At 52.1% G+C, this 12,519-nt stretch carries 13 protein-coding genes; 11 read left to right on the forward strand and 2 right to left on the reverse strand.

All coding sequences use genetic code 11. The features are described from left to right. The first annotated feature begins 33 nt into the window (after positions 1-33). The 6 genes from AC3CHX_RS00115 to AC3CHX_RS00140 all read left to right on the forward strand — a co-directional run bounded on the left by AC3CHX_RS00115 (position 34) and on the right by AC3CHX_RS00140 (position 5,254). Complete coding sequence (locus AC3CHX_RS00115; protein ID WP_488631490.1) at positions 34-1,320, forward strand: Glu/Leu/Phe/Val family dehydrogenase; 1,287 nt, start codon at positions 34-36, stop codon at positions 1,318-1,320. A 186-nt stretch (positions 1,321-1,506) separates the two neighbouring features. Then, a complete protein-coding gene (locus tag AC3CHX_RS00120) occupies positions 1,507-1,728 on the forward strand; it encodes a hypothetical protein (RefSeq protein WP_488631491.1) in 222 nt (73 codons plus the stop codon). A 173-nt stretch (positions 1,729-1,901) separates the two neighbouring features. After that, the gene (locus AC3CHX_RS00125) at positions 1,902-2,849 is read left to right on the forward strand and encodes an amino acid ABC transporter substrate-binding protein (protein WP_488631492.1); all 948 of its coding nucleotides are present in this window, start codon (positions 1,902-1,904) and stop codon (positions 2,847-2,849) included. 145 nt (positions 2,850-2,994) lie between these two features. Beyond that, entirely contained in the window at positions 2,995-3,744 is a 750-nt protein-coding gene (locus tag AC3CHX_RS00130; protein ID WP_488631493.1) for an amino acid ABC transporter permease, read from the forward strand. A gap of 2 nt (positions 3,745-3,746) precedes the next feature. Beyond that, a complete protein-coding gene (locus AC3CHX_RS00135; RefSeq protein WP_488631494.1) occupies positions 3,747-4,442 on the forward strand; it encodes an amino acid ABC transporter permease in 696 nt (231 codons plus the stop codon). Positions 4,443-4,528: 86 nt separating this feature from the next. Beyond that, on the forward strand, positions 4,529-5,254 hold the full coding sequence (locus tag AC3CHX_RS00140) for an amino acid ABC transporter ATP-binding protein (RefSeq protein WP_488631495.1): 726 nt from the start codon (positions 4,529-4,531) through the stop codon (positions 5,252-5,254). A gap of 167 nt (positions 5,255-5,421) precedes the next feature. Here the strand turns inward: AC3CHX_RS00140 and AC3CHX_RS00145 are convergent, their stop codons facing one another. Beyond that, positions 5,422-6,813, reverse strand: a complete 1,392-nt coding sequence (locus AC3CHX_RS00145) for a sensor histidine kinase (protein WP_488631496.1) — start codon at positions 6,811-6,813, stop codon at positions 5,422-5,424. After that, entirely contained in the window at positions 6,810-7,493 is a 684-nt protein-coding gene (locus AC3CHX_RS00150; RefSeq protein WP_488631497.1) for a response regulator, read from the reverse strand. Before AC3CHX_RS00150 ends, AC3CHX_RS00145 begins: the two co-directional genes overlap by 4 nt. A gap of 258 nt (positions 7,494-7,751) precedes the next feature. Here AC3CHX_RS00150 and phnD point away from each other — a divergent pair, with 258 nt between their 5' ends. The 5 genes from phnD (at position 7,752) to AC3CHX_RS00175 (ending at position 12,510) form a co-directional block, all read left to right on the forward strand. Next, entirely contained in the window at positions 7,752-8,738 is a 987-nt protein-coding gene (gene phnD, locus AC3CHX_RS00155) for a phosphate/phosphite/phosphonate ABC transporter substrate-binding protein (RefSeq protein ID WP_488631498.1), read from the forward strand. A gap of 100 nt (positions 8,739-8,838) precedes the next feature. After that, complete coding sequence (gene phnC, locus AC3CHX_RS00160) at positions 8,839-9,606, forward strand: phosphonate ABC transporter ATP-binding protein (RefSeq protein WP_488631499.1); 768 nt, start codon at positions 8,839-8,841, stop codon at positions 9,604-9,606. Then, positions 9,606-10,409 carry a phosphonate ABC transporter, permease protein PhnE gene (gene phnE, locus AC3CHX_RS00165; protein WP_488631500.1) on the forward strand — a complete coding sequence of 268 codons (804 nt, stop codon included), beginning with the start codon at positions 9,606-9,608 and terminating at the stop codon, positions 10,407-10,409. The genes phnC and phnE (AC3CHX_RS00165) overlap by 1 nt, the downstream gene beginning before the upstream one ends. Further along, a complete protein-coding gene (phnE, locus tag AC3CHX_RS00170; RefSeq protein WP_488631501.1) occupies positions 10,402-11,244 on the forward strand; it encodes a phosphonate ABC transporter, permease protein PhnE in 843 nt (280 codons plus the stop codon). The genes phnE (AC3CHX_RS00165) and phnE (AC3CHX_RS00170) overlap by 8 nt, the downstream gene beginning before the upstream one ends. A gap of 57 nt (positions 11,245-11,301) precedes the next feature. Next, positions 11,302-12,510, forward strand: a complete 1,209-nt coding sequence (locus tag AC3CHX_RS00175; protein WP_488631502.1) for a glycerophosphodiester phosphodiesterase family protein — start codon at positions 11,302-11,304, stop codon at positions 12,508-12,510. Positions 12,511-12,519: the final 9 nt, after the last annotated feature.

Below are 12,519 nucleotides of genomic sequence, written 5' to 3' on the forward strand. Positions count from 1 at the left end.
CTACACACTGCTTACCTACGGAGCGCATTCACAATGTCTATTCAGCATGAAGTCCCTTCCTATTTGTCGAGCCATGGTATTGGTCCATGGGGCGATTACCTTGAACAGATCGATCGTGTCACACCCTATCTCGGCTCCTTAGCACGCTGGGTCGAAACCATGAAGCGGCCAAAGCGCATGCTGATCGTCGATGTGCCGATCGAACGCGACAACGGCACCATCGCCCACTTTGAAGGCTACCGCGTACAGCACAATACTTCGCGCGGCCCAGGCAAAGGCGGCGTGCGTTTCCATCAGGACGTAACGCTGTCGGAAGTAATGGCCTTGTCCGCCTGGATGACCGTCAAAAATGCTGCAGTCAACGTTCCATACGGCGGTGCCAAAGGCGGTATCCGGGTCGATCCAAAGACGCTGTCGCCAGGCGAGTTGCAACGGATGACGCGGCGCTACACCAGCGAGATCAACATCATCATCGGCCCCAACAAAGATATCCCGGCGCCGGACGTCAACACCAACGAGCAAATCATGGCCTGGATGATGGATACCTATTCCATGAACCAGGGCAGCACTGCTTCCGGCGTAGTGACCGGCAAGCCGATTTCGCTGGGCGGCAGCCTGGGACGGCGTGAAGCCACCGGTCGCGGCGTGTTTGTGGTTGGCTGCGAAGCGGCTTCGAAGCGCCATCTGGATATCAAGGGTGCACGGGTTGCGGTGCAGGGTTTCGGTAACGTCGGCAGTATCGCCGCGCGCCTGTTCTCCGAAGCCGGCGCCAAAGTGGTGGCGGTGCAGGATCACAAGAGCACCGTTGTGCGTGAAAGCGGTCTCGATGTTGCGGCGCTGCAGGCGTATGTGCTGGAGACCGGTAGCGTTGCCGGTTTCCGCGGCGGTGAAGAGATTGCCGACCGCGCACTGTTTTGGGCCACTGATTGCGACATCCTGATTCCGGCGGCACTGGAGCAGCAAATCAATGTGGAAAATGCGCAGACCATCCGTGCCAAGATCATTCTGGAGGGTGCGAATGGTCCGACCACACCGGCCGCTGACGATATTTTGCATGACAAGGGTGTGTTAATCGTGCCTGACGTGATCGCCAATGCGGGCGGCGTGACCGTTAGTTATTTCGAATGGGTACAGGATTTCTCCAGCTTCTTCTGGACCGAAGATGAAATCAACTTGCGCCTGACACGCATCATGCGTGAAGCCTTCAGTTCGGTATGGCAACTCGCCGAAGAGAAAAAAGTATCGTTACGGACTGCGGCATTTATTATGGCTTGTACCCGTGTCTTGCAAGCGCGCGAGATGCGCGGTTTGTATCCTTGATTGAGGGTGCGCCACAGGCGAAGAATTTCCTGCACGCAGTGCCGCAGCGGGTTGGTCAGCGCCAGTCGCTTCGGGGCAAGTGCAGGGCAACAATCGGGTACCGCTGTTGATGGACTGCCTATCTCTGGCTTAAATCTTGCATAACAGACATGGCAGCGGTATCGGCGCATCTTTTAGGGGAGAGATGTGGTCGATCGCGGTCAGTTACGGTCATTGAATATCACCGTGGTTGAAGGACCAGATCACAGCGATTCTTTCTCTATGGTTGAAGATAAAACCGCAAATGCTTGCGCGATGGACGATTTCCCGCTGTTTGGTTTACGTGCGACATCCAGCAATCCCCCGTTTCCCATCCGATCAGGTCGGGAATTGATGCAGGCGATTGGTGTCGCGTCGGATTTTTCGTAAAACCGGAATATATCGGTGTACGTACTCGATGTTTTGGCAGTCGCAGCCCTAAAAAGATAGGTCAAGTGCATATTTTTTAGTACTGGTTATTGAATTAGTAATAGGATAGTAAAGTACTGCTGTAGCAACATCGATTTTGTTAAACTAAACAAATATTTTTTTCAGGAGTCGTTATGAAGGTATCAAAGTTAATCGTCGCTCTAATCAGCGTGGGAGTTATTGCTGGCACCGCACAAGCTCAGGAACTGACCGGTACTCTAAAAAAGATCAAGGACACCGGCGGCATCACGCTGGGTGTGCGCGATTCCTCGATTCCATTTTCTTACCTTGATGACAAGCAATCGTACCAAGGCTATTCAATCGATCTGTGCCTGAAGGCGGCAACTGCCATCCAGAAGCAGCTCGGCATGACAGCGTTGAAAGTCACGATGGTGCCAGTCACTTCGGCGACCCGTATTCCACTGATTTCCAACGGCACTATCGATCTGTCCTGCGACTCGGCCACGAATAACCTTGAGCGTCAAAAAGTGGTGTCGTTTGCGCCAACGATGTACGTCACAGCGAATCGCCTGCTGGCAAAAAAATCGTCGAATATCACCAAGCTGGAAGATTTGAAGGGCAAGACCGTCGTATCGACTTCCGGTACCTCGAACCTGAAACAAATCACCGTGTTGAATGGCGAGCGTAACCTGGGCATGAATATCCTGGCCGCCAAAGATCACGCCGAAGCTTTCCTGATGGTCGAAACCGGCCGTGCGGTGGCATTTGCCATGGATGACATCCTGTTGGCGTCGCTGGCAGCCAATTCGAAGAAACCTGACGATTACGCGATCACCAAGGAAGCTTTGTCGGTTGAGCCATACGGCATTATCGAACGTAGCGGCGATTTGCCTTTCAAAAAGGCGGTCGATACCGCACTGACCAATGTCTATAAATCAGGTGAAATCAACAAGATCTATGCAAAATGGTTCCAGTCGACGATTCCGCCAAAGGGTGTCAACCTGAACGTACCCATGAGCCCAGAACTGAAAGCAGCATTTGCCAAGCCAACCGACTCGGGCGATCCGGCTTCTTATGCGGTAGTGCCTGAGGCGCAAAAGCAATCTTCCAAGAAAAAGTAAAACGAACACCATCCTAAGCGAAGCTGGGGGGCGCAAGCCTCCCGTTTTGTTTCTGGGACAGAGTTGTTGCGGCGCACAAAATGGGTTGTTTTGATGCCGGCATCACCATCAGCAATGATGATTTGTGGAATAGAGGGGACTTGATATGCATTACAACTGGAACTGGAACATCTTCTGGCAGGTGTCTCCGGACGGTGTCAGCACTTATATGGACACCCTGCTGGTAGGCCTTAAGTGGACGCTCGCGCTGTCTGCTTTCGCCTGGCTGATGGCACTCGCGATCGGTACCGTTATCGGTACGATTCGCACCATGCCAAATAAATGGGCAGTACGCGTAGCCAATGGTTACGTTGAATTATTCCGTAACATCCCGCTGCTGGTGCAGATGTTCCTGTGGTACTACGTGATGCCCGAACTGGTTCCTGCATCACTCGGCGGCTGGCTCAAGAGTTTGCCGAACGCGTCGTTCATCACTGCTTTTCTGGCGCTGGGTTTCTTTACCTCGTCGCGTGTTGCAGTACAGGTTTCTGCCGGGATCAATGCGTTGCCGCGCGGCCAAAAGCTGGCTGGCACCGCGCTTGGCCTGACACTGCCGCAAACTTACCGGTTTGTACTGTTGCCGATGGCCTTCCGTATCATTGTTCCGGCATTGACCAATGAGTTCGCGGCGATCATCAAGAATAGTTCGGTGGCATTGACGATTGGTCTGGTCGAATTGACCGCAGCGACGTATTCGATGCGTGAATTTACCTTCCAGACTTTCGAATCGTTGACTGGCGCAACGATCATCTACATCATCATCTCCGGTTTAGCCTTGTTGCTGGCGCGTTACCTGGAGAAAAAAACAGCGGTCCCGGGCTTTATTACCGCCGGTAGTGCTGGAGGGGGCCATTAATCATGTTTTCGAATTTTGACTTTGACGTTATTCAACGTTCCTGGTTCTACCTGTTTACGACCGGCCTGAAATTTACGCTGATGCTGACGGTGACGGCAATGATCGGCGGTATTTTCTTCGGCACCATATTGGCAATGATGCGCTTGTCGCACAACAAAGCGATTTCGCTCGTAGCGACCAGCTACGTCAACACGATTCGCTCGGTGCCATTGGTGCTGGTGATTTTCTGGTTCTATTTTCTGGTGCCGTTTATCGGTGCCTGGGTCACTGGCGCCTCGCAACCGATCCAGGTCGGTGCATTTTCGTCGGCGCTGATTACCTTCATCCTGTTTGAAGCGGCGTATTACTGCGAAATCATGCGATCGGGAATACAGTCGATTCCACGTGGTCAGGTTTCGGCCGGTTATGCGCTGGGTATGAACTACTGGCAAATGATGGGGAACGTCGTGTTGCCACAGGCATTCCGGAATATGATTCCGATCCTGCTGACGCAAACCATCGTATTGTTCCAGGACGTCTCGCTGGTGTATGTGCTGGGATCGGTGCCGGAGTTTGTCACCGTGGCGTCGAAGATCGCGCAACGCGACGGCCGTCTGGTGGAAATGTATCTGTTCGTCGCAGTGGTTTATTTCGCGATGAGTTACGGCTTGTCGACGCTGGTCAAGAAACTGCAGGAAAAAGTCGCGATTATTCGATAACGTGAGCCGCTTGGCGCGGCTTCCGGGCGGGGCGCGACAAAGTGGAGCACTTGCAAAACTGAATTCAGGAATTAGGAGAATGACTCATGATTAAACTTAATAACGTCAGCAAATGGTACGGTCAATTTCAGGTGTTGACCGATTGCAGCACCAGCGTTGCCAAGGGCGATGTGGTGGTGGTGTGCGGTCCTTCCGGTTCCGGCAAGTCGACCCTGATCAAAACCGTCAACGGTCTTGAGCCGTTCCAGAAGGGCGATATCACCGTTGACGGTATTTCGGTCGGCGATCCAAAAACCAACCTGTCGAAATTGCGCGCGCGCATCGGCATGGTGTTCCAGAACTTTGAACTGTTCCCCCATCTGTCGATTCGTGAAAATCTGACGATCGGCCAGATCAAGGTACTCGGGCGCAGCGTCGACGAAGCGACTGAAAAGGGTTTGAAGTATCTGGATCGCGTGGGCCTGATTGCGCAAAAAGATAAATTCCCGGGCCAGTTGTCCGGCGGTCAGCAACAGCGCGTCGCGATTGCCCGCGCATTGTCGATGGACCCGATTGCGATGTTGTTCGATGAGCCGACGTCGGCGCTCGATCCTGAAATGATTAACGAAGTGCTGGACGTCATGGTTGGCCTGGCGCAAGAAGGCATGACCATGATGGTCGTGACCCATGAAATGGGTTTCGCCAAGAAAGTCGCCAACCGCGTGATCTTTATGGATCAGGGCCTGATCGTTGAAGATTGCAAAAAAGAGGACTTCTTCGGTGCTCCGCGCTCTGAGCGTGCGCGTGACTTCCTGGCGAAAATCATTCACTAAGCTACCGTTTAGATTCAATTGGCTTAAAGCCGCTTCAGGATAAAACTGCAGCGGCTTTTTTACACATCAAGCAACATGCTGTCATTGCGACTTCAGGAAGAAATCTTCGACGCACAAGAATCCGCGTTGCGTTCGGAGTAATGCCAATTTACGTTAAAGACAGTGATTCAGCTTGTGAACAGTATTAGTGCATTTAGTCCGGCGACTCTGTCATTTTCCATCCTGTTTTCAAGCGCTATTTTCGCGCTCATCGCGTCAGCGATCTCGCTGCAAATAGTCAGACCCAGCCCGCCTCCTGCATTGCTGCTGGCAAATGGCTGAAAAACGCTGTTCTGCAAATCGTCCGCTAAACCCGGGCCGGTATCCCATACACATAACAATATGGATTGATCCAGGTTTTTAATCTTAATGCCAAGCTTCGAATTGTTCGGCGTATGGCGTATGGCATTATGCAGCAGGTTGGAAATCAATTCGCCGAGCATCCACGGATGTCCCATAATTTTTACTTTCTCGACCTCAACCTCCATTTCAAAGTCTAAATTTTTATCGCTGATCAATGGTGATAAATCGACGACAGCTTCTCTGGCGAGCATGGCGAGGTCACACAACTCCTGAGCGCCGCGACCGCGCAGCTGTTCAACTTTTGCAAGCGAAAGCAACTGGTTCGCTAAATTAGTCGCGCGGTCGACTGTACTAGCCATTTCTTTCAATGCGCTGATTGCCGGCGTATCTCCTCGCAAGCCGGATTGCAACTGGATTTTAAGGATGGCAAGCGGTGTGCGTAATTGATGCGACGCATCCGCCACAAAACGCTGTTGATGGTCAAGCAGTCGTTGCAAGCGCGCCATGAGTTGATTTAGCGCACTTACAACGGGTTGAATTTCTCGTGGAGCAGATGGGGCTGCGACGGGAGAAAGATCTTCATCGCGCCGTTGATCGAGTTGTTTTTTCAAGGCGTCGAGCGGGCGCAGCGCATGTGAGACAACAAATATCGTCACCATCGTGACGAGTGCCAACAGCGCCGTCAGACGTAGAAGAGTCTGCCAAAATATTTTTTGAATTAATCGCTTTCTGTTTTCGACGGATTCTGCCACCTGAATTAACGCGCTGCCACTAGCGTCGTTTGATATGACAGGTTGAAAGAGAGCCGCAACTCTGACCGGTTCCCCTTCATACTTATCTTCATAAATATGGACTACAGCAGGATAGGATGCATGACTTTGTACCGGTCCGGTGTATTTTGGAAGTCCTCGGTCTCCGGACAAGAATTCCCCGGTTAAACCATTAATTCGGTAGATCATCTGGCTGGAACCATCGGCTTCATATATTTCCAAAGCTGCGCGCGGAAGAGATACCTCCAAATGGCCGTTTTGGATGCGCAACAAATCGCCTATTGAATGCGCCGACGCGATGAGCATGCGGTCATACGCCGTATTCACAGAATCCAGGGTGTTACGGTAGAGAGTGAAAGTGTCAATCGCAATGAAAATAGCGATAGGTGAAATAATCCATACCAGCAGATAGGCCCGTACCGAGCGCGGTGGCGATAAAAAAGTCATGCCTTACAACGCGCTTGCTGTGCACGTAACAAATAACCCAGTCCTCTCAATGTCATGATCTCCGTTTGCGTGCCTGTCAGCTTTTTTCTAAGCCTGTGAATGATGACCTCGATTGCCTCAATTTGTATCGCTTCTTCAAGTGGAAACACTAAGCGGAACAACCGCTCCTTGGTAATAGCGTGGCCGGGTTTAGCGATCAGGGCTTTTAAAAGCGCGTACTCTCTCGGTGTAAATTCCAAAGGTTTCTCGCCGTGGTAGAAGGCGCCGGAACTACGTTCAAAGCACAATTCACCGAATTTTTGCAAGGACGCCTCACTGCTGTTTTTACGTCGCAATAAGGCGTGAATACGGGCATCCAACTCATCCAGATCGAACGGCTTGGCCAAGTAATCGTCTGCACCCGCGTTAAGTCCTACAATGCGGTCTCCCACTGCGCCCCGTGCAGTAAGTACGATCACAGGGGTGTCGATTTCCTGAGCGCGAACGCGCTTTAACAGATGCAGGCCATCGAGTATCGGAATATTCAGATCCAGAATGATCAAATCGTGTGTGCTCTCTTTGATATTGCGTAATGCAGTGGCGCCGTCGAAACAAGGCGTGACAGAAAACCCACGCTTCTCAAGTGCCCTCATGAGTGCTTTCGACATGTCTATGTCATCTTCAACCAGCAGGATATTCATTGGCTTACGTGTCGATCAGAAGTAGCTTTTAGTATCCCGTTTATACATCCAATTTGATGTCGGCGCTAGTTAGTGTCCTGACTCGCATGATGAGAAAACACAGAAGAATGAAAGCAGACTGAAAGGCATTGGAAAGCACAATGCAAGGAATCTGCCGATTCTGGACTTGTTGATTCGCAAAAGTCAGAAATCTATCCTAGACTGCGTCACAGCTTAAGAACTGCTTTTCAAAGCCAGTCAATGATAAAAGGAGACAACATGCGATTAATTAAATACCTGGCAGCCCTGGTCTTGTGCATGCCCATGCTTGGGTTCGCGCAGGACAGCTGTTCGAATCGTGGCGACCTTGATACGCCATACTGCGACGCCAATAAAGACCTCGTAGCGGATGCTCCCACTGATCCGCAGAAGTTCAAGAATCCGAATACGCTGGTCTTTACTTTCACCCCGGTAGAGGATCCGGCAGTCTATGACAAGATGTTTAAGCCCTTTACCGATTACCTCGCTCAGTGCACGAAGAAAAGAGTGATGTTCTTCCAGGTGCAATCAAATGCTGCCGAAATCGAAGCCATGCGCTCCGGGCGTCTGCAAGTCGGTGGTTTTTCGACCGGTCCCACTGCTTTCGCTGTGAATATCGCGGGCGCAGTGCCGTTCGCCGTTATCGGAAATCAAAACGAATTTCAAGGTTATAACCTGATATTGATCGTCAGAAAAGATAGTCCGATTCAAAAGATCACAGATATCAAGGGGAAAAAAGTTGCCCATACAGCCCCTTCGTCCAATTCAGGGAATTTGGCGCCATTGGCGCTGTTCCCTAAAGAGGGTGTGGTCCCGGGCAAGGATTATAAAATCATTTTTTCAGGCAAGCATGATCAATCGATTTTGGGTGTCAAGTCAGGAGATTACGACGCCGCTGCGGTAGCCTCGGATGTATTTGATCGGATGGTGGAGCGCGGCATCATTAAAGCAGAGAACTTTCGCGTACTCTATCGTAGCGGCAAATTTCCTACGCAATCTTTTGCCTATGCACACGACCTGGAGCCGAAATTTCGTGACCATATGCTGAAGTGCTTTTACGACTATCGCTTTACTGATGAGCTGAAAAAAGCGTTCGCCGGCTCAGATCGATTCTTTCCTATCGATTATAAGAAGGACTTCAGTTTGGTGCGTTCTGTATCCCAGGCTGCAGGCGAATCATTTAACCGCGCGGCTTACGATAAACAGGCCGCAAATCCAAAAAATTAAGTCCTCTTAAACTTTTCCCTCAGTTCGAGCCATCAGTCGCTGTAAGCGCAGCGACTGAGAGGGGGGCTTTACCTAAAATTTTGATAGAAAGCGATTTTCTATGTCTCACGCTCTCGAAATAAAAGATCTGGTCAAGGAATATACGCCAGGAAATTCCATTTTGAAGGGGATTAATCTCAACATAGATGGCGCTGGATTGACTGCAATTATCGGCCCTTCCGGCACTGGTAAATCGACGTTGATTCGCTGCATTAACCGTCTGGTCGATCCAACCAAAGGTGAGATCTGGTTTACTTCCGAAGGACGGCGTACCGATCTTGCACAACTGCACGGCCGCGAGCTGCGTTCGAGTCGGCGCCGTATCGGCATGGTCTTTCAGGAATACAACCTGGTAGAGCGTTTGACGGTAATGGAGAACCTCCTGTGCGGGCGGCTTGGTTATGTCGGCGCTTGGTCAGCCTGGCGGCGCAAGTTTCCCAAAGAGGATGTTGATTGCGCATTTGAGTTGCTGGACACCGTGGGGCTTGGTTCTTTTGGGAACCAGCGGGCTGACGCTTTGTCCGGCGGCCAGCGCCAGCGTGTGGGCATCGCACGTGCATTGATGCAGAGGCCGCAACTACTATTGGCCGACGAGCCGACGTCGTCGCTGGACCCGAAAACCTCATTTGAAATTATCTCTTTGCTGAAAGAGCAAGGACGGGCACAGGGAATTCCTGTGATCGTCAATATCCATGATGTCGAACTTGCCAAACGCTATTCGGATCGGATTATCGGCATGTCGGGAGGGCATGTGGTCTACGATGGCACTCCCGACGGGTTGAGAGATGATTTTCTCAAACAAATCTACGGCGGTGAGGACTGGCTGTGATGAGCACCTCAAACATTTTGCCGCCGCTGCGTGTTTCTCATGCATTTCAGACGGGCATCCTCACACGAATTGTCGCGCTTCTTATTTTCGCCTACACGCTATACGCTTCCACTCAGCTAGGATTTTCGTGGGATCGCTTCGTCTCCGGTTTGGTTAACGGAGGCAAATTTCTCAGCCGAATGTTTCCACCAGACTTGCGTAAAGGGGACATTCTGTGGGGCGGTATCGCGGAAAGTCTGCAAATTGCGGTGTTGGCGTCGCTTGTCGGGATTCTTCTGAGCTTGCCTATTGGCTTGTTGGGCGCAAGAAACCTGATGCCTGCATGGGTCTCCTGGCTTGCGCGCGGACTGGTATCGGTTTGCCGTTCGCTGCATCCGGTGATCGTCGCCATTCTATTTGTCAAAGCCGTAGGATTCGGCGCTTTGGCCGGGATTCTTGCGTTGATCGTGTCAACCATCGGCTTCATTGGTAAATTATTTTCAGAAGCGATTGAAGAAATTTCGGCCAAGCAGGTCGAGGCCGTGCGCGCTACAGGGGCACCGTTCATGAGCGTTATCTTGTTTGGCGTATTGCCGCAAGTGCTCGCTCGTTTCGTCGGCTTCTCAACCTATCAACTTGACTCCAACCTGCGTAACTCGACCATGCTCGGCATCGTCGGCGCCGGTGGTGTAGGAGGGGTACTGTTCTCTGCCTTCCAGCGCTTCGACTACGACTTCGTGTTGACTATCCTGGCGACCATCATTTCTATCATCATAGTGGGTGAGTTGTTGGTTAACTATGTGAAAAAGGTATTCCATGTCTAACACGACAGCAAAACACAGTGCGGGCGACTTCGCTATGCCCGAACCAAACAGCCGTATTTGGCAGCGCCATACGCTAACCGAGAAACTGTTTCGTTTCACTGTATGGCTGGCGATTGCTCTTGCGGTCGCGCAGTCACTGCGCAATATCGAAGTGATACCAGAGTTTCTTTATGATGCTCCCGCGCAGATGAGCGACATGATGGCGCGTATGTGGCCAATTGATTGGGCATATTATCCTTCGGGCGTACATGCGGCTTTAGTGGAAACAATTCATATTGCTAGCCTTGGCACCCTGCTTTCGATCGTGCTGGCAATCCCGTTCGGCCTACTGGTAGCGAGCAACCTTACGCGCAATAAGGCGCTAAATTTGATCGCACGGGTAGTGCTGGTCGCCAGTCGTTCTGTCAATTCGCTTGTTTGGGCATTGCTATTCGTCGCTATTTTTGGACCCGGCGCGGTTGCAGGCACGTTGGCAATCGCATTTCGTTCAATCGGCTTCATCGGCAAACTAGTCGGCGAGACAATTGAGCAAATGCCGCGTGGCCCGATTGAAGCGCTGCAGGCGGCGGGCGCCAGCAAGTCCGCTGAAATCTGGTATGGCTACTGGCCACAGCTCAAGCCGGCTTTCTGGTCGATCGTCTTGTTGCGCTGGGATATCAACGTCCGCGAGTCGGCTGTGTTGGGTCTGGTCGGTGCGGGTGGTGTCGGCATGGTACTTGATACCGCGCTCAACCTGTTCCAGTGGCCGCGCGTCGCCGTGGTATTGACAGCCATGTTCGCCATCGTGATCGTGACGGAAATCGTGGTCACCCAGATACGCAAACGCGTCCTGTAAAACGGCGATTCGATGATTCACTTTTATCTATCTGTACTTTCACTCACGAGGACAACGATGATGAACACTGCAAATACAATATTACACGTCGCAAAAGGACTGGGATGGCGCATCGGTCTGTGCAGCGCAACCCTGTTATTGGCCGCATGCGCCAGCCAGCCGACCATGACGCTGAAAACGCTCGATGGCAATCCGCCCTTGATTATTGGACATCGCGGTTTGCCGGGTCTGTATCCGGAAGAAGTCATCGCCGGCTATCAGGCAGCGATAGCGGCGGGTACCGATGCGCTCGAATTTGATCTGCAATCGTCCAGCGATGGTGTGCTGTTTGCCTGTCATAACGTGTTTTTGAGCGATACCACCGACGTTGCCAGTCATCCTGAATTCGCAGCACGGAAGAAAGCACGCATGGTGGACGGTGTCGCCACCGGACCGGAATGGTACATCAGTGATTTCAGCGCCGCCGAACTGAAGACGTTGCGCGTCAAACAGCCGATTGCCGCGCGCAGCAAACAATACGACGGCTTGTATCCGATGGCGACGTTTCAGGAAATCATCGATCTCGCCAAGCACGCCATGGCCGCAGATCCCAAGCGCAGGATCTATATTTACCCTGAAACCAAGAATCCGATTTATCAGCGTCAGCTAGGTTTGCCGCTGGACGAAAAGCTGGTGGCGATGCTGGGCGCAGAAGGCTGGAATACCCCGGATGCACCGGTTTTCGTACAGTCGTTTGAGCCGGTCAGCCTGAAGCACATGCGCAAGCTGGGCCTGAAAACCAAGGTCGTGCAATTGATCGACGGCGACGGCACCGACTTCAAAACCGGTGTCATGACCTATGGCTCACCCGATACCGCAAAGCCGTTTTCCTGGCTGCAAGCCAACGACCCGCGTACTTTCGCGGCCATGGTAACGCCGGCAGGCCTGGCGGAAATCAAGACCTACGCCGACGGCATCGGCCCATGGAAGCTGTATATATTGCCGCCGCAAGGCGTGGATGCCGCCGGCAATGCAGTGAAATCGCTAGACCAGGCCGCGAATATGGCGCCAACGACGTTGGTCGCCGATGCGCACAAGCTCGGCCTGTTCGTGCATCCGTTTACGTTTCGTGACGAAGCTGCACGTCTGACGAAAACCTATCACGGCGACCCGAAAGCCGAATACAAGGCGTATTTCGATTTGGGTATCGATGGCGTCTTCACCGATTTTTCCACGACTGGCCGGGTCGCGTTGACGGAGTGGCTGAAGACGAACGCGCCTAAATAGTCGACTCTG

The organism is Glaciimonas sp. OK215 (assembly GCF_057787885.1).